General features: G+C 62.8%; 16 protein-coding genes and 1 riboswitch. Of the genes, 4 read left to right on the top strand and 12 right to left on the bottom strand.

Translation table 11 applies throughout. The annotated features are described in order from the left end of the window. Window positions 1–518: 518 nt before the first annotated feature. The 11 genes from CK620_RS07795 to CK620_RS13820 all read right to left on the bottom strand — a co-directional run bounded on the left by CK620_RS07795 (window position 519) and on the right by CK620_RS13820 (window position 11,647). Window positions 519–1,031, bottom strand: coding sequence for an OmpH/Skp family outer membrane protein (locus CK620_RS07795; protein ID WP_095541544.1), 513 nt, complete (start codon window positions 1,029–1,031; stop codon window positions 519–521). Window positions 1,032–1,055: 24 nt separating this feature from the next. Further along, window positions 1,056–3,350, bottom strand: coding sequence for an outer membrane protein assembly factor BamA (bamA, locus tag CK620_RS07800; protein ID WP_095541639.1), 2,295 nt, complete (start codon window positions 3,348–3,350; stop codon window positions 1,056–1,058). 46 nt (window positions 3,351–3,396) lie between these two features. Further along, window positions 3,397–4,791 carry an RIP metalloprotease RseP gene (gene rseP / locus CK620_RS07805; protein WP_095549820.1) on the bottom strand — a complete coding sequence of 465 codons (1,395 nt, stop codon included), beginning with the start codon at window positions 4,789–4,791 and terminating at the stop codon, window positions 3,397–3,399. 30 nt (window positions 4,792–4,821) lie between these two features. Continuing rightward, the gene (gene ispC / locus CK620_RS07810; protein ID WP_095549924.1) at window positions 4,822–6,042 is read right to left on the bottom strand and encodes a 1-deoxy-D-xylulose-5-phosphate reductoisomerase; all 1,221 of its coding nucleotides are present in this window, start codon (window positions 6,040–6,042) and stop codon (window positions 4,822–4,824) included. A gap of 14 nt (window positions 6,043–6,056) precedes the next feature. Next, the gene (locus CK620_RS07815; protein ID WP_095549821.1) at window positions 6,057–6,923 is read right to left on the bottom strand and encodes a phosphatidate cytidylyltransferase; all 867 of its coding nucleotides are present in this window, start codon (window positions 6,921–6,923) and stop codon (window positions 6,057–6,059) included. A gap of 94 nt (window positions 6,924–7,017) precedes the next feature. Continuing rightward, window positions 7,018–7,728: a polyprenyl diphosphate synthase gene (gene uppS / locus CK620_RS07820; RefSeq protein ID WP_095549822.1), complete on the bottom strand. Its 711-nt coding sequence runs from the start codon at window positions 7,726–7,728 to the stop codon at window positions 7,018–7,020. A gap of 176 nt (window positions 7,729–7,904) precedes the next feature. Beyond that, window positions 7,905–8,465 carry a ribosome recycling factor gene (frr, locus tag CK620_RS07825; protein ID WP_095541547.1) on the bottom strand — a complete coding sequence of 187 codons (561 nt, stop codon included), beginning with the start codon at window positions 8,463–8,465 and terminating at the stop codon, window positions 7,905–7,907. A 38-nt stretch (window positions 8,466–8,503) separates the two neighbouring features. Continuing rightward, window positions 8,504–9,235 (bottom strand): UMP kinase, encoded by a 732-nt coding sequence (gene pyrH, locus CK620_RS07830; protein ID WP_095549823.1) that lies wholly within the window; start codon window positions 9,233–9,235, stop codon window positions 8,504–8,506. Between the two features lie 189 nt (window positions 9,236–9,424). Then, the gene (tsf, locus tag CK620_RS07835; RefSeq protein ID WP_095541549.1) at window positions 9,425–10,312 is read right to left on the bottom strand and encodes a translation elongation factor Ts; all 888 of its coding nucleotides are present in this window, start codon (window positions 10,310–10,312) and stop codon (window positions 9,425–9,427) included. 152 nt (window positions 10,313–10,464) lie between these two features. Beyond that, on the bottom strand, window positions 10,465–11,220 hold the full coding sequence (gene rpsB / locus CK620_RS07840) for a 30S ribosomal protein S2 (RefSeq protein WP_095541550.1): 756 nt from the start codon (window positions 11,218–11,220) through the stop codon (window positions 10,465–10,467). A 172-nt stretch (window positions 11,221–11,392) separates the two neighbouring features. After that, window positions 11,393–11,647 carry a hypothetical protein gene (locus tag CK620_RS13820; RefSeq protein ID WP_143326004.1) on the bottom strand — a complete coding sequence of 85 codons (255 nt, stop codon included), beginning with the start codon at window positions 11,645–11,647 and terminating at the stop codon, window positions 11,393–11,395. Here CK620_RS13820 and thrS point away from each other — a divergent pair. From thrS to tenA, 4 genes are all read left to right on the top strand, one after another. Beyond that, entirely contained in the window at window positions 11,646–13,565 is a 1,920-nt protein-coding gene (gene thrS / locus CK620_RS07845; protein ID WP_095549824.1) for a threonine--tRNA ligase, read from the top strand. The genes CK620_RS13820 and thrS overlap by 2 nt on opposite strands. A gap of 107 nt (window positions 13,566–13,672) precedes the next feature. Continuing rightward, entirely contained in the window at window positions 13,673–14,299 is a 627-nt protein-coding gene (gene infC, locus CK620_RS07850; protein ID WP_095549925.1) for a translation initiation factor IF-3, read from the top strand. 245 nt (window positions 14,300–14,544) lie between these two features. Further along, window positions 14,545–14,688: riboswitch (TPP riboswitch) on the top strand. Between the two features lie 73 nt (window positions 14,689–14,761). Continuing rightward, on the top strand, window positions 14,762–15,400 hold the full coding sequence (locus CK620_RS07855; RefSeq protein WP_095541643.1) for a TenA family protein: 639 nt from the start codon (window positions 14,762–14,764) through the stop codon (window positions 15,398–15,400). Window positions 15,401–15,415: 15 nt separating this feature from the next. After that, the gene (tenA, locus tag CK620_RS07860) at window positions 15,416–16,078 is read left to right on the top strand and encodes a thiaminase II (RefSeq protein WP_095549825.1); all 663 of its coding nucleotides are present in this window, start codon (window positions 15,416–15,418) and stop codon (window positions 16,076–16,078) included. A gap of 64 nt (window positions 16,079–16,142) precedes the next feature. On the opposite strand, the gene CK620_RS07865 is transcribed toward tenA, so the two are convergent. Then, window positions 16,143–16,913 carry a GntR family transcriptional regulator gene (locus CK620_RS07865; protein WP_095549826.1) on the bottom strand — a complete coding sequence of 257 codons (771 nt, stop codon included), beginning with the start codon at window positions 16,911–16,913 and terminating at the stop codon, window positions 16,143–16,145. Between the last annotated feature and the right edge of the window lie 83 nt (window positions 16,914–16,996).

The following is a 16,996-nucleotide window of genomic DNA, read 5'->3' on the forward strand; positions in this document are numbered from 1 at the left end:
CAGACGGGAAGGCTTGGTACGCCACTGCCGGGACTGGCCTGGCGCGGGGACAATGGCTTTAAGAGCCTGCTCAAAGCCCCTGCTAAGGCCACTGCACGGCTGGCAAAAAAGTGGATTTTGAGAGGTATGCGCGGGCGTTGCGCGGCCTCGCTGTAGCTTGGGCTATGGCTGCGTTTTGCGCCTTGCAGACCCATTCCACACCACTTTTTGCCCGCCCACACCGAACCCTCGAACAAGCTCTAAAGCCACCAGCAACCTGGACGCTTATCGCGATGTAGAGACAAGCCCCTTGCCAACCATGCCCAATCAGCTATGACCAAGATGAGTCAGGCCCAAAGCCGCAATTGATCAATGCAATGTTCTGAAACCTTGCAATGTGTCTCTACTTTTCCCATTCAGCTTCGGCAGTGGGCATGGGCTGCGCACCCAATCAGCGCACAGAAAGCCCTTCAAATATCAGGTGGCTACGCTGAATCATGTCCAGCGCAGCTACCTTAGCCTCAGAGCTGGCCGCAATCTCAGCGGCTGCCGTTGAGCGCGCGGATGACTTTGTCGGTGATGTCGTGCTGCGGGCTGACCCAGACAGCCTCCTGCAGGATCACGTCGTACTTCTCGCTTTCGGCCACTTGCTGCACCACAGCATTGGCGCGCTCAAGCACCTTGGCCAGCTCCTCAGTCTTGCGTGCGGCCAGATCCTCCTGGAATTCGCGGCGCTTGCGCTGGAATTCACGGTCCTGATCCATCAGCTGGCGCTGGCGCTGGGTGCGCTGGCTTTCCGAGAGGGTTGCGGCCTCACGTTCGAAGCGCTCGGATGCGGCCTGCAGGCTGTTGCCCAGGTTGACGATTTCCTTCTCGCGGCGCGAGAACTCCTGCTCCAGGCGCTGCTGAGCACTCTTGGCCATGTTGGCGTCGCGCAGGATGCGGTCGGTATTGACGAAGCCGGCCTTGAAGCTTTGCGCCATGGCAGGCGCACAGGCCAGAGCCGCAGCCAGAACGACAGCGGAAGAGAGTTTGGAGGTCAATGCTTTCATGACAGACGCTTTGAGGACAAAGGGTTAAAAGGAAGTCCCGATCTGGAACTGAATTTCTTCGATTCTATCGCCAGCTTTCTTGCGGATCGGATGGGCGTAGGCAATGCGCAGCGGGCCCACGGGAGAAATCCAGCTCAGGCCCAGGCCGGTGGAGGCGCGCAGGTCGGAGAAGCTGACTTTCTCATGCTCGCCAAACACATTGCCGGCATCGACGAAGGCAAACACGCGCAGCGTGCGGTCGTTGCCAGCGCCTGGGAAGGGCGTGATGAACTCGACGTTCATGTTGACCTTCTTGGCGCCGCCCAGCGATGCCCCGATCAGGTCGCGCGGGCCCAAGGTGCCTTGCTCAAAGCCACGCACCGACCCCAAGCCGCCCGAATAGAAATTCTTGAACACCGGGAAGGGCTGGCCGCTGAAGCCCTTGCCCCAGCCCAGCTCGCCATTGAAGGCCAGCGTGTAGCGCTTGCTCAGCGGCAGGTATTGCTGGTACTGGTAGTTGCTCTTCAGATAGCGCGTATCGCCCGCGAAGGACCATTCGCTGTTAAAGCGCTGGTAACGCCCTTCGTTGGGCGCCAAGGCGCTGTCACGGCTGTCACGCGACCAGCCGATGGTAAAGGGCACCGAGGTGCTGCTGTAGCCAAAGGTGTCGGCGTAGTGCAGATAGGCCGCAGGAATGGCGGTGCCGGGCTTGATGCGGTTGCGCTCCACCCCCAGGCCGAAGTAAACGGTGTCGATCTCGCTGAAGGGCACGCCAAAGCGCAGCGCACCGCCGTAGGTGACCAGCGAGTAATTACCGCCCATGCGGTCGTAGGGCTTGTCGGTGCGGTAGTAGGCATCGAGCGTGCGCGACACGCCCGACTGCGTGAAGTAGGGATTGGTGGTGCTGAACACCAACGTGCGGTTGTATTTGCTGGTGTTCAGATCCACGCCCAGATAATGGCCTGAGCCCATGAAATTCTCCTGCTTGAGCGCGAAGGAGAACGAGAGCTTGTCGGCGCTGGAAAAGCCTGCGCCAATCTGCACCGAGCCGGTGGGCTTCTCCGCCACGGTGATCTGCAGATCAACCTGATCGGGCACGCCCGGCACCTCCTGGGTCTCGACTTCGACCTGGGTGAAGTAGCCCAGCCGGTCGACGCGGTCGCGCGAGAGGCGAATCTTCTCGCCGTCGTACCAGGAGGCCTCGTACTGGCGGAACTCGCGGCGGATGACCTCATCGCGCGTGCGCGTATTGCCGGTGACGTTGATGCGCCGCACGTACACGCGCGCCTGCGGCTCCGAACGCAGCACAATGGCCACGGTATTGCGCTCGCGGTCCACCTCGGGCTGAGCCTGCACGCGGGCGAAGGCGTAGCCATAGTTGCCGAAGTGCTCGGTGAAGGCCTCGCGGGTGTTGGTCACCTCCTCCTCGTTGAAGGGCTGTCCGGGGCGGATCTGCACCAGCGACTTGAATTCGTCGTCACGCCCCAGGTAATCGCCCTCCAGGCGCACGCCGGAGACGGCAAAGCGCTCGCCCTCGTGCACGTTGATGGTGATGGAGATGCTTTGCTTGTCGGGCGAGATCGCCACCTGCGTGGAGTCGATGCGGAAATCCAGGTAGCCGCGCTGCAGGTAATGCGAGCGCACACTTTCCAGATCGGCATTGAGCTTGGCGCGCGAGTAGCGGTTGGACTTGGTATACCAGCTCAGCCAGCCGCCGGTGTCCTGATCCATCAGACCCTTGAGAGTGGATTCGCTGAAGGCTTTGTTGCCGGTGAAACGGATGTCGCCGATTTTGGCCACGCCGCCCTCGGTGACGGTGAACACCAGGTTGACGCGGTTGCGATCCACCGGCGTGACGGTGGTCACGACCTGCGCGCCGTAGTAACTGCGCGAGAGGTATTGACGCACCAGCTCCTGCTCGGCGCGGTCGGCCAGCGATCGATCAAAGGGCCGCCCTTCTGCCAGGCCCACGTCGCGCATGGCGTTGACCAGGGCCTCGCGGTCAAATTCGCGCGTGCCGGCAAACTCCACGCTGCCAATCACCGGGCGCTCCTGCACCACGACCACCAGCACATTGCCATCGGCCTCAATGCGCACATCATTGAACAGACCCAGCGCAAACAGCGCGCGGATTGAATCAGAGGCCTTGTCGTCCGTGTACTGATCGCCCACCCGGATCGGCAGCGAGGCAAAGACTGTACCCGGCTCGACGCGCTGCAGCCCCTCGACGCGGATGTCGCGCACCGTGAAGGGCTCGATGGCCCAAAGCGGCAGGCTGCAGGCGCAAGCGGTCACGGCCGCTGCCGCGCGCATGGAAAAACGTTTTAACAAGTGGTTCATGGATTGCATCAATCGCGCGCCACAGCGCCTGGGCCGGACGAGCCAACTAGGACAGCAGCCGCGCCAAATCATTGAACAGGGCCAACGCCATCAACATGAAAAGGGCTGCAATGCCCAAGGCTTGCAGCCGCTCCAACCAGAGCACGGACACTGGCCTGCCAGTGACCGCCTCCCAAAGATAATATATCAGGTGCCCGCCATCGAGTATCGGCAGCGGCAGCAAATTCAACACCCCCAGGCTGAGGCTGACCACGGCCAGAAATTGCAGGAATTGCACCATGCCCAGGCGCGCCGATTGGCCGGCATATTGGGCAATGCTGACAGGGCCGCTGAGGTTTTGCAGCGATGCCTGCCCCAGTACCATGCGGCCAAACATGCGCAGTGTGAGCGCAGCCATCTCGCCACTGAGCTGCACCCCACGCACCAACCCATCCCAGGCGCCATAACGCACCCGCACCAGGGCTGCTGCAGGGCCGGGACCCAGGTAAGCGCCCACTTCCGCCCAGCGCCGCGCGCCCTCCTGCCGCAGGCGCGGCTGCACCTGCAGCTGCAGCGGCTGGCCATTGCGCTGCACCATCCAGCGCTGCACCGGCATGGCGGTCGCGGCCACGCCGGGCGGGCCATCGGCCGCTTGGCTGGGCAGCGCATGCAGCAGGGCGATCAGCTGCTGCACATCGCCCATGGGCACGCCGTCCACGGCCTGCACGATGTCGCCCGGTTGCAGCCCGGCCTGCGCCGCCGGGCTGCCTGGCTGGATGCTGCCGAGCTGCGGCGGCGCCATTGGCGCGAGCAGCCCAATGCGACGCAGCGCCTGGGCATCCAAATCCTGCAGCTGTAGAACCGACAGGGGCAGGCGCAGCTCCTGCTGATCGTCGCCACGCTGCACCTGCAGCCACACGTCCTGCTGCAACAAGGCGGCGCGCTGCAGCGCCCAGCTCAACTCGTCGAAAGACTGAATGGTCTGAGGTCGGCTGCCCTGCCCTACGCGCAACTGAAGAACCCGATCGCCCTGCCGCAAGCCCGCCTGAGCCGCCAACGAATCGGCCTCGGGCGTGGCCAGCAGCGCCTGCGGGGCCTGCCCCCCCCACCAGTTGACGGCCGAAAAGCACAGCACGGCCAGCAGCAGATTGGCCAGCGGCCCGGCCAGCACGATGGCCACGCGCTGCAGCAATGGGCGCCGGTTGAAGGCGCGCGCCAGCTCCTCTGGCGGCACAGGGCCTTCGCGCTCATCCAGCATGCGTACATAGCCGCCCAGCGGCAGGGCCGAGAGCACGAACTCGGTCTCATTGCCCGGGCGTTGCCAGCGCAGCAGCGGCCGCCCCATGCCGATGGAAAAGCGCAGCACCTTCACGCCGCAAGCGCGCGCCATCCGGTAGTGGCCATATTCGTGGATGGTCACCAACAGGCCGATGGTGACGAGAAAGGCCAACAAGGTCAGCATGGCAGCGCTTGTCGGATGTGCGCCATGGCTTTAACCCAGGCGCGCCACGCTGGCCTGGGCCAGGCGCCGCGCACGCTCGTCAAGCTCCAGCAAGGCGGGCAACGAATCCACGGCCCCGGTGGCGCAGTGTTCCAGCGTGTGAGCATTGACGGCATGGATGCGGTCAAAGCGCAATCGGCCTTGCAAGAAGGCTTCGACCGCCACCTCGTTGGCGCCATTGAGCACTGCCGTGCTGCCGGCTGGGCCTTTCAGCGCCTGCCAGGCCAGGGCCAGGCAAGGAAAACGCCGCTGGTGCTGCGCATCGTCAAACGATTCGAACGTCAGGGCGCGCAGCGCCATGAAATCCAGTCGCGCACTGCCGGACTCCATGCGCTCCGGCCAGGACAGGCCGTAAGCAATGGGCACGCGCATATCGGGCGTGCCCAACTGCGCAACGATGGAGCCATCGCGATACTGCACCATGGAATGAATCACGCTTTGCGGGTGGATGAGCACCTGCAGCTGCTCGGGCGGCAGGTCGAACAGATAGCGCGCCTCGATCACCTCCAGCGCCTTATTCATCATCGTGGCCGAGTCCACCGAAATCTTGCGCCCCATGCTCCAGTTCGGGTGGGCACAGGCCTGCTCGGGGGTGACTTCGGCCAGCGTGGCCGGGTCGCGCTGGCGGAACGGCCCGCCCGAGGCGGTGAGGATGATTTTCTCCACGCACGCGGCCCAGGTTTCAGGCGACTCAGGCAGCGATTGGAAAATGGCCGAATGCTCGCTGTCGATGGGCAACAGCGTCGCCCCATGCATGCGCACCTGCTGCATGAACCAGCCCCCCCCCACCACCAGTGCCTCTTTATTGGCCAGCAGCAGTTTCTTGCCGGCCTGCACGGCTGCCAGCGCCGGCGGCAAGCCCGCCACGCCAACAATGGCCGCCATCACAGTGTCGACCTCCTCGTGTGCAGCCAACTGCGCGATGGCCTGACTGCCCACCAGCACCTGCGTGCCGCTGACGCCTTGCTCCCGCAATTGCTGGCGCAGAGCCTGGGCCACGTCCGCCTCCGGCACGGCGGCGTAGCGCGGCTGAAATTGCACGCACTGCTGCACCAGGCGCTGCACGTTGCGCCCTGCCGTGAGAGCAAAGACTTCGAAACGTCCGGGGTGCCGCGCCAGCACATCCAGCGTGCTGACCCCAATTGAACCGGTGGAGCCCAGCACGGTGATGCGCTGGCGCGCGGCCTGGGATGGAGCCTTGGGCTGAACCATGAATTGCTGCGCCATCACACGGCCCTCGCCAACAAGGCCAGCACCAGCATTCCCATGGGCATGACCGGCAGCAGACCATCGATGCGATCCAACATGCCGCCGTGGCCGGGCAGGATGGCGCTGCTGTCCTTCACGCCTGCGGCGCGCTTGATCAGCGATTCCAGCAAATCGCCCAGCACGCTCATGGCCGTCAGGGCCAGGCACACCCCAATCATCATGGTCAGGCCCTGCTGGCGCACCAGCCCGTAAAAGCTGCGCCCCCAGTCTTCGGCCAGCGAGCGATCCAGCCACAGCCACAGAAAGGCCAGCAGCACAACGCCGATCATGCCACCGAACACGCCCTCCCAGCTCTTGCCGGGGCTGACTGTAGGCGCCAGCTTGCGCGCCACCAGCTTCTGCCCAAAGGTGCGGCCGGCAAAGTAAGCGCCAATGTCGGCCATCCACACCAGCGCCATCAGCGACAGCAAATAGTTGATGCCCAGCTGGTAGGCCCGCAGCACAGCCACCCAGACCACGGCGAACACCACGATGCCCAGCAGCAGGCGCAGCGCGCGCGGCAGCGCCAGCCAGCCCGCAGTGCCTTCCCGCAGCACGAACACCGCCCCCACCAGCCAGGCCATGGAAAAGAGCAGCCAGAACAGGCTGGGCTTGCTGACCTCTTGCACGCCGTTGAGCGCCGCCACCGTGCAGCCCAGCGCAAACACCAGCCCGACCATCCTCGCGGCCATGCCGCCAATGCCGTTGAGCCTGGCCCATTCCCAGGCTGTGATGCTCAGCACCGCCGTCACCAGCACCACGAAAGGCCAATCCCAAGGGGCGAACAGGCAGACCAGAATCACTGCCAGCAAGGCCAGGGCGGTGATGATTCTTTGCTTCAACATCCAGAAATCCCCAACAAAAAAGAAGGCTGCGGCGCAGCATTTTCAGCATTCAGGCCGCAGCCAATCGCATGGCCCGTGATCCGCAGTCCGGCGATCAGCGCGCCACTTGCTCCCCCGTCTTGCCAAAACGGCGCTGCCGCTGCGCATAGTCGCAAAGCGCAGCATCTAGGTCTTGGGCATCGAAATCAGGCCAGAGCACATCGGAAAAATACAGCTCCGTATAGGCCAGCTGCCACAACAGGAAATTGCTGATGCGCAACTCACCGCCGGTGCGAATGAGCAAGTCCGGATCGGGCACATGCGCCAGCGCCAGCGCGCCCGACAGGCCGTCCGCATCAATGGGCTGATCTTGCTGGCGCAGGCGCTCGGCGGCCTGGGCGATGTCCCAACGCCCACCGTAGTTGAAGCAGACATTGAGGATCAGGCGATCATTGCCTGCAGTGTCCCGCTCGGCCTGCGCCAGGCTGGCACGCACCTTCTCGCTCAAGCGGGCGCGATCGCCCACGCAATGCAGGCGCACGCCATTGGCTTGGAGGCTGGTGATTTCCTTGGCCAGCGCCGAAGCCATCAGCCCCATCAAGCCATCGACCTCATCGGCAGGCCGGGCCCAGTTCTCAGAGGAAAAGGCAAACACCGTCAGCACCCGCACGCCACGCTGGCCGCACAGGCCCACGCAACGGCGCAACGCATCCACCCCCTTTTTGTGCCCTGCCAGACGGGGCAGCATACGCCGCTGGGCCCAGCGACCATTGCCATCCATGACGATGGCAATGTGCTGCGGCAAAGCAGATGAGGCTGAGGCCATGGACACTCCAAACAGCGTGCGGGCAGCACTGCTTCAGGGAAAAACCAAAAGCGCCGCATCTGATCCGTGCAGCGCAAGCCCGGCTGGGCGCGGGCTCTCGGTAAATCTCCGTCCCACCATGCCAAAACGGCGGGCGCGGCGAAAAAAATGACTGCTAAAAGATCGTGAGCGGGGGCTCAGACCTCCATCACGTCCTTTTCCTTGGCCTCGACCAGGGTATCGATTTCCGCGATGAATTTGTCGGTGAGTTTTTGCACGTCGGCTTCGGAACGCTTTTGCTCGTCCTCGGAGGCCTGCTTGTCCTTGACCAGCTTCTTGACCGCGTCGTTGGCATCGCGGCGCAGGTTGCGCACGGCAATCTTGGCATTCTCGCCCTCGCTGCGCACCAGCTTGGTCATTTCGCGGCGGCGCTCCTCGCTCATCGGCGGCATGGGCACTCGGATCAGCTCGCCCATGCTGGCAGGGTTCAGACCCAAATCACTTTCGCGAATGGCTTTTTCGATTTTGGCGGCCATGTCCCGTTCCCAAGGCTGCACGCTGATGGTGCGCGCGTCGAGCAGAGCCACGTTGGCCACCTGGCTGATGGGCACTTGCTGGCCGTAATACTCCACCTGCACGGTGTCGAGCAGGCCAGGGTTGGCGCGCCCGGTGCGAATCTTGGCCAATTGGTTCTTGAAGGCAGCGATGGACTGTTCCATCTTGCCCTGGGTGTTTTTGCGAATGTCGGCAATCGTCATGGCAATTCTCCTGGTTTCATGTCAGCGAGAGGCTTGGCTCAGGCATAGACCAGCGTGCCCTCATCCTCGCCGCGCACCACGCGCTGCAGGGCGCCGGGCTTGACGATGGAAAAGACCTTGATGGGCAGCTTCTGGTCGCGGCATAGGGCGAACGCCGTGGCATCCATGATGCCCAGGTTCTTCACCATCGCCTCGTCGAAGCTGATGCGGCTGTAGCGCTGAGCCTGCGGATCCTTCATCGGGTCGGCGCTGTAGACACCGTCCACCTTGGTAGCCTTGAGCACCAGTTGCGCCCCCACCTCGGCCCCTCGCAATGCAGCGGCTGTATCGGTGGTGAAGAATGGATTGCCAGTGCCTGCGGCAAAGACGACGATCTTGCCCTCTTCCAAGTACTGCAAAGCCTTGGGCCGCACATAGGGCTCGGCCACCTGGTCAATCGAGATGGCGGACATGACGCGCGCGGGCACGCCCTTGCGGTCGATGGCATCGGCCAGCGCCAGCGAGTTCATCACCGTGGCCAGCATGCCCATGTAGTCGGCCGTGGCACGATCCATGCCAGCGGCGCCGCCGGCCATGCCGCGAAAAATATTGCCGCCTCCGATCACAATGGCCAGCTGAACTCCCATCTGGGCCACGGCAATGATCTCCTGAACCATCCTCTCGATGGTTTCCCGATTGATGCCAAAGGCATCATCGCCCATCAGGGCTTCGCCAGAGAGCTTGAGCAAAATGCGCGAATAGGCTGGGGGGGGGACGGCGGTATCGGTCATCACGGATGAGGCTGGTCAAATTTCATGGGGCACGGGCCTGGCGATCTACGCTCCACAACAGCGTGAGCATTGATATCACCGACAGCCACCTGACCGGGCGCAACGCAAAGCAGCGCCCAGCAGAAGAACCGGCGGCGGCGCGCCCCTTGACAAGGCCTATGTCACGCCGCACACCAGACTCTCAAGGCATCAGCCCTTGGCCGCAGCCATCTGAGCTGCCACCTCGGCAGCGAAGTCATCAACTTTCTTCTCAATGCCTTCGCCCACGACGTACAGAGTAAAGCCATGCACCGTGGTACCTTTTTCCTTGAGCATCTGGCCCACGTTCTGCTTGTCATTCTTGACGAAAGGCTGGTCCAGCAGCGCCACTTCCTTGAGATACTTGGCCACAGCGCCATCGACCATCTTGGCCACGATGTCGGCGGGCTTGCCCGATTCTGCGGCCTTGCCTTGGGCAACGCTGCGCTCTTTCTCGATCAACTCGGCAGGCACGTCAGCGCCAGACAGCGCCACGGGCTTCATGGCCGCCACATGCATGGCCACGTCCTTGGCGGCAGCTTCGTCGCCATCGAACTCGACGACCACGCCAATGCGCGTGCCGTGCAAATAGTGCGCCAGCTGCTTGCCATTGGCAAAGCGTGCGAAGCGGCGCAGCGACATGTTCTCGCCAATCTTGCCGATCAGGCCCTTGCGAACCTCTTCCAACGTGGGGCCAAAGCCGTCCTGGCTGTATTCCAGCGCGCCCAGTGCTTCCAGATCAGCAGGATTCTTTTCTGCCACCAGACGGGCGGCCGCATTGGCGAACTCCAGGAAGCTGTCGTTCTTGCTGACGAAGTCCGTCTCGCAGTTGACCTCCACCATGGCGCCAGTCTGGCCCTGCATGGCCACAGCGATCACGCCCTCGGCAGTCACGCGCGAAGCGGCCTTGCCAGCCTTGGTGCCAAGCTTGATGCGCAGCAGCTCTTCGGCCTTGGCCATGTCGCCATCAGCCTCAACCAGGGCCTTCTTGGCCTCCATCATGGGCGCATCGGTTTTTGCACGAAGCTCTGCCACCATACTTGCTGTCACTGCAGCCATCACGTTCTCCAATCCAAATCAGTACAAAAATCAAATTCTGCCGCTGGCATACGAAAAAGGGGCACTCTGTGCGACGCCCCCTTTTGATCGATGCACGCCGCTCTGACAAGAAAGCCAGACGGCATCACGGCGCTGTGCGCGGGAGCAGCGGCTTACTCGGCCGCCTCCTCCTGCACCTCGACGAACTCATCGCCCTGCTCGCCAGCGGCCAGCTTGACCACTTCATCGACGGCGTTGTTGCGGCCCTCGATGATGGCGTCGGCAATGCCACGGGCATACAGGGCCACGGCCTTGGCCGAGTCGTCATTGCCGGGGATGACGTAGTCGATGCCTTCAGGGTTGTGATTGGTATCGACGACACCGATCAACGGAATGCCCAGCTTGTGCGCTTCAGACACGGCAATCTTGTGGTAACCCACGTCGATGACGAAGATCGCATCGGGCAGCGCGCTCATGTCCTGGATGCCACCGATGTCGCGCTCGAGCTTTTCGATCTCGCGCGAGAACATCAGTTGCTCTTTCTTGCTCATGGCTTCCAGGCCAGCCTCCTGCTGGGCCTTCATATCCTTGAGGCGCTTGACCGAGGTCTTCAGGGTCTTGAAGTTGGTCAACATGCCGCCCAGCCAGCGCTGGTCCACATAGGGCATGCCGGCGCGCTGCGCTTCCTGGGCGACGAACTCGCGCGACTGGCGCTTGGTGCCCACGAACAGGATGGTGCCGCGATTGGCCGCCAGCTGGCGCGCAAACTTTTGCGCCTCCTGGAACTTGGGCAGCGTAGCCTCCAAGTTAATGATGTGAATCTTGTTGCGATGGCCGAAGATGAAGGGGGCCATCTTGGGGTTCCAGAAACGGGTTTGGTGGCCGAAATGCACACCTGCTTCCAGCATTTCACGCATGGTGATCGACATAGCTGTCTCTGCTTTCAAAGTCCGAAGGTTGGTTTCCTAGACCGGCCCCGCACTGGCACCCTGCGCCGCCATTGCCACAAAAGAGCACAATGACAACCGCAACTTGCGCAGCACCCTGGATGAACCGGCCTGCTATTTGCCTTGCAGCGATGCGAAGCCCGTAAAAGCACAATCAAAGCTTCAGCAGTACCCACATCAAGCAAAACCGGCGGATTTTAGCACAGCGGCCATTTGCTGCAGCCGCTCGATCGGAAGCGGGCGACAGCCCCGCGTTTTGTGGGAAAATCGCGCGTTTTGCGTGCGCTTGGCAGTCCATTTGAATCCGCTGGACTGTCAACCGTGCAGAGACTTCGGACAGGATCTCAAGCGCGGCACAGGCCGCGTTTTTGCTTTTTACCCGGCACTTCTTCTTTTTGGGCTTTCCCATGATTCAGATCACCCTTCCCGATGGTTCGCAGCGCCAGTTCGACAGCGCCGTCACCGTGGCCGAGGTGGCCGCCGCCATTGGCCCCGGCCTGGCCAAAAATACTGTGGCCGGCAAGGTCGATGGCCGCCTGGTGGATGCCAGCGATCTGATCGAGCACGACGCTCGCGTGCAAATCATCACCCCAAAGGATGAGGAAGGCGTAGACATCATCCGCCACTCCTGCGCACACTTGGTGGGCCACGCCGTCAAGCAACTCTACCCGTCGGCCAAGATGGTCATCGGCCCAGTGATCGACGAGGGCTTTTATTACGACATCTCCTACGAGCGCCCCTTCACCCCAGAGGACATGGCCGCCATTGAGCAGCGCATGAAGGAACTGATCGCCAAGGACTACGATGTCATCAAGCGCATGACGCCGCGCGCTGAAGTCATCCGCATCTTTCAGGAGCGTGGCGAGGACTACAAGCTGCGCCTGATCGAGGACATGCCCAATGAACAGGCCATGGGCCTGTACTTCCACGAGGAATACGTGGACATGTGCCGCGGCCCGCATGTGCCCAACACGCGCTTTCTGAAGGCTTTCAAGCTCACCAAGCTGGCTGGCGCCTACTGGCGCGGCGACTCGCGCAACGAGCAGCTGCAACGCATCTACGGCACGGCCTGGGCCGACAAAAAGCAGCTCGATGCCTACATCCAGCGCATTGAGGAGGCAGAAAAGCGCGACCACCGCCGCCTGGGCCGCGAGCTGGATCTGTTCCATCAGGACGAGCACTCGCCCGGCACCGTGTTCTGGCACCCCAAGGGCTGGATCATCTGGCAGCAAGTCGAGCAGTACATGCGCCGCGTCTACCAGGAAAACGGCTATCTCGAAGTCAAAGGCCCGCAAATCCTGGACAAAACCCTGTGGGAGAAAACCGGCCACTGGGACAAATACCGCGAGAACATGTTCATCACCGAGAGCGAAAAGCGCGACTACGCACTCAAGCCGATGAACTGCCCCGGCCACCTGCTGATCTTCAACCAAGGCATCAAAAGCTACCGCGACCTGCCGCTGCGCTATGGCGAATTCGGCCAATGCCACCGCAACGAGCCCTCGGGCGGCCTGCACGGCATCATGCGCGTGCGCGCCTTCACGCAGGACGACGGCCACATCTTCTGTACGCCCGACCAGCTGCAAGCCGAAGTGCAACACTTCACCCAGGTGCTGCAGCGCGTCTACCGTGACTTTGGTTTTACCGACATCATCTACAAGGTCGCCACCCGCCCCGAGAAGCGCATCGGCACCGAGGAGAGCTGGGACCAGGCTGAAGCTGCGTTGATCGACAGCCTCAAGGCCACCGGCGTGCAATACCGCATCGCCGAGGGCGACGGCGCCTTCTACGGCCCCAAGCTGGAATACACGCTGCGCGATGCCCTGGGGCGCGAATGGCAGTGTGGCACCATCCAGGTTGACCCTTCGATGCCCGAGCGACTGGATGCCCAATACGTCGGCGAGGACGGCGCACGCCACCGCCCGCTGATGCTGCACCGCGCCATCGTCGGCAGCCTGGAACGCTTCATCGGCATCCTCATCGAGCACTATGCCGGCGCCCTGCCCGTCTGGCTGGCACCGCAACAAGTCAGTGTGCTCAACATCACCGACGCCCAGGCCGACTACTGCCGCGAGCTTGTTGTAAAACTCCAAAAAGCCCTGCCGCACCAACCCATCCGCGCCGAGTTGGATTTACGCAACGAAAAGATCACTTATAAAATACGCGAGCACGCCTTGCAAAAAGTGCCGTTCATCCTCGTGGCCGGCGACAAGGAGAAGGCCGCAGGCACCGTGGCAGTCCGCGGTCGTGGCAACCAGGATTTGGGGGTCATGCCGCTGGAGCAATTCATCGCATTGATCAGCGAAAAAATTGCCGCCAAGCAATAAATGCCTGCCTGCCCTGTCCTCAGCCTGTTCATGATCTTCAAGGGCCTTGCTGCCCGCCACTCCGCCCGGCCATTGCCGGGCGGCTTCTTGCAACCAACCGTTTGAAGGTGAGAGCCATCGCTACTGAATACCGTGACCGTCGACACCGCGAAGAGCGCAAGCATCGACTCAACCGTGAAATCAACGCGCCCGAGCTGCGCGTGACCGGGCCAGACAACGAGCCCATCGGCGTCATCAGCCTGCAGGAAGCCCTGCGCATGGCCGGCGACCTGGATGTCGATCTGGTCGAGATCGCGCCCACCGCCAACCCGCCCGTGGCCCGCCTGATCGACTACGGCAAGTTCAAGTACCAGGAACAAAAGCGCGCTGCCGAGGCCAAGGCCAAGCAGACCGTCATCGACATCAAGGAAGTCAAATTCCGCCCTGGCACCGACGACGGCGACTACAACATCAAGCTGCGCAACATCCGCCGCTTTCTTGAAGATGGCGACAAAGTCAAGGTCACACTGCGTTTTCGCGGCCGCGAAATCACCCACCAGAATCTGGGCCTGAACCTGCTCAACCGACTGCGCGAAGAACTGGGCGATGCCATCGTCGTCGAGCAATTCCCCAAGCTCGAAGGCCGCCAGATGATCATGATGATCGCGCCGCAAAAGAAAAAAGCCAGCGGCGGCGGCAAACCAAAGGCCAATGCCCCGCAATCCCAGCCCGGCAGCGAAGCCGCCCCGGACTGATCCAAGCAACCGCCCGCCCCAGGCCACCGCCCACTTAAGGGCGAGCCGCAAGCACCACCCACACGCGCTGCATGCCATCACAGATGATGGCTGCCGCGCGTCGTCGTCTGCGCCGAGCCCTGCCACTACTCGCCAAGCAGACATCATTCCCGATGCGCCAGACGGGAAATACCGGCCGCTAACGCCAGCAGTCAGGCGCTATCATGCCGTCGGCGCAGGCTTCTCCACACGGCAGGCCTGCCTCCATATTCCCCGAGGGGAGCCCCGCGCCAAGGGGCTGAGAAACTGTTGGTCGGCACGCCCGCAGCGCCTGGGCATGCCCGGCAGCACAGTGACCCTTTGAACCTGATCCGGATCATGCCGGCGAAGGGACGGGCAAGGCCCCAGGTACAGCCCCCGCTGTCGCACCCAGGCCACCCCGTACTCCTCGCAGGCCCCATCCACACCAACGAGGAGCACACCATGACCGCCTTCACCGAACAACTGCGCCAAGCCAACCTGCAGACCTGGGAGCAGGCTGCCGAACACCGCTTCGTCCAAGAGCTGTTTGCCGGCACCATCGACGATGCCGTCATGGCCCACTACCTGATTCAGGATCACCGCTTCCTCGACAGCTTCCTGACCCTGCTGGGCAGCGCCATCGCCACCGCCGACACTTTCGAGGCGCGGCTGCGCTTCGGTCGCTTTGCCGGCATGGTCTCAGGCGACGAAAACACCTACTTCCTGCGCGCCTTCGAAGCCTTGGGCGTGAGTGAGGCGCGCCGCCACCAGGAGCCGGACACAGCCCCCACGCAGGGCTTTCAGGCCATCATGCGCGAGGCTGCTGCAACCCGCAACTACGCCGCCGTGCTGGCTGTGCTCAACGTCGCCGAATGGCTCTACCAGGACTGGGCCACACGCGGCAACAAGCCCTTGCCCGAACACTTCGTGCACGCCGAATGGGTCACGCTGCACAACAACCCCTTCTTCAACGACTTCGTCGCCTTCCTGCGCGCCGAGCTCGACCGCATCGGCCCGGCGCACAGCGACATCGCGCACGACTTCTTCCGCCGCGCCGTGGCGCTGGAGCTGGCCTTCTTCGACGAAGCCTACAACGCCTGAACGGGAGCGCCGCCCATGACAACCGTCTTCGAGCGCCTCAAGGCTGCCGCCCTGTCCGACTGGAACCGCTACGTCGACCACCCCTTCATCCGCCAAATGGAAGCGGGCACCCTGCCCCAGCCCGTGTTCCAGCAGTACCTGATCCAAGACTACCTGTTCCTGATCCAATACGCGCGCGCCCACGCCCTGGCCATCTACAAAAGCCGCACACTGGAAGACATGCACATCGCGCAGGGCGGGCTCAATGCCATCCTGGGCGAAATGAACCTGCACGTGCGCCTGTGCGAGCGCTGGGGCCTGAGCCCGGCCCAGCTCCAGGCCGCGCCCGAGCACCAGGCCACCGTGGCCTACACCCGCTACGTGCTCGACTGCGGCCAAAGTGGCGACCTGCTGGACCTGAACGTGGCCCTGGCCCCGTGCATGATTGGCTACGCCGAAATCGGTCGTCGCCTGGCTCCGGCCCTGGCCGCGCGGCCCGACCACCCCTATCGCGAATGGATCAGCGAATACTCCGGGCAAGCCTTTCAGCAAGCCGCCCAGGCCTGTATCGTCCACATGGACAAACTCGCTGCCCACGCCATGACCGAGGCACGTTTTACCGAACTCACCGCCATCTTCGCCCAAGCAGCCCGCCTGGAGGCTGACTTCTGGCAGATGGGCTTCGATCTGGCCAAGTAGGTGCCCGAACACTGATGCGGTCTGACTCACGCACATGGCTCGCGGAGCAGGCACCGAAGGACAGTCACGAACTCTGAGTTTGCTGCGACAAGCCCAGCAATTGCTTGACCACCCTGCCCGTGTCCCGATAGTGGCGCGCCAACAAGCCGGCGGCCAGACCGGCATCGCGCGCCACTGCCGCATCCATGAGTTGGCGGTGCTCGGCCAGTACATCACGCCCCACCTGCCAGTACCGACCATCGCGCAGCGCCGGCTGACGGTAGCGCTCGCTTTGTGCATATAACTGTTCAGCAAAGCTCAGCAACCAACCTGAGCCGCAAGCTGCGATAAGGCTACGGTGGAACTCGTAGTGGCGTTGCTCGAACTGCGCCTCGGCATCGCTATGGCCTTCCTGTTCATCGGCTGCGTAGTAACGCCGGGTAGCCAAGGCCAACGCATGGTAGGCTGACACAACCTGAGCCTCCCACTGATCGTCGCCCTTGACCAGGGATCGGCGCAACGCCTCACACTCGATGACGATGCGGGTCTCAATCACATCCCACATCTGCTCTTCGGAAAAAGGCGCCACGCGAAAACCGCGCGATGTGGTAGATACCACCAATTGCTCGCTGAGCAGGCGATTCAAGGCCTCACGCAGCGGCGAGTAGCTGATTCCGTAACAGTTCTTAAGTTGCGCCAGGCGCAGCGCCTGGCCTGCGGGAAAGCGCCCGGCAATGATGTCGCGGCGCAACGCTCGATGCGCTTGCTCGGCCAGGGTGATTTCTTCGTAGATGGCCCCCTCTGGCTGCGCAGAATGCGGGGCCTGTGTTTTGGCGACCTTTATGCGGGGCTTCATGGCGGACTCCGTAGACCACTGCTTCGTCTCATGGCTATCGGGCATAGACCTGGGCTGCGGCCCCAAACCGTAGACAGTCGAAT

It is taken from the genome of Vandammella animalimorsus (genome assembly GCF_002285285.1).
GTDB classification, from domain to species: domain Bacteria; phylum Pseudomonadota; class Gammaproteobacteria; order Burkholderiales; family Burkholderiaceae_C; genus Lampropedia; species Lampropedia animalimorsus.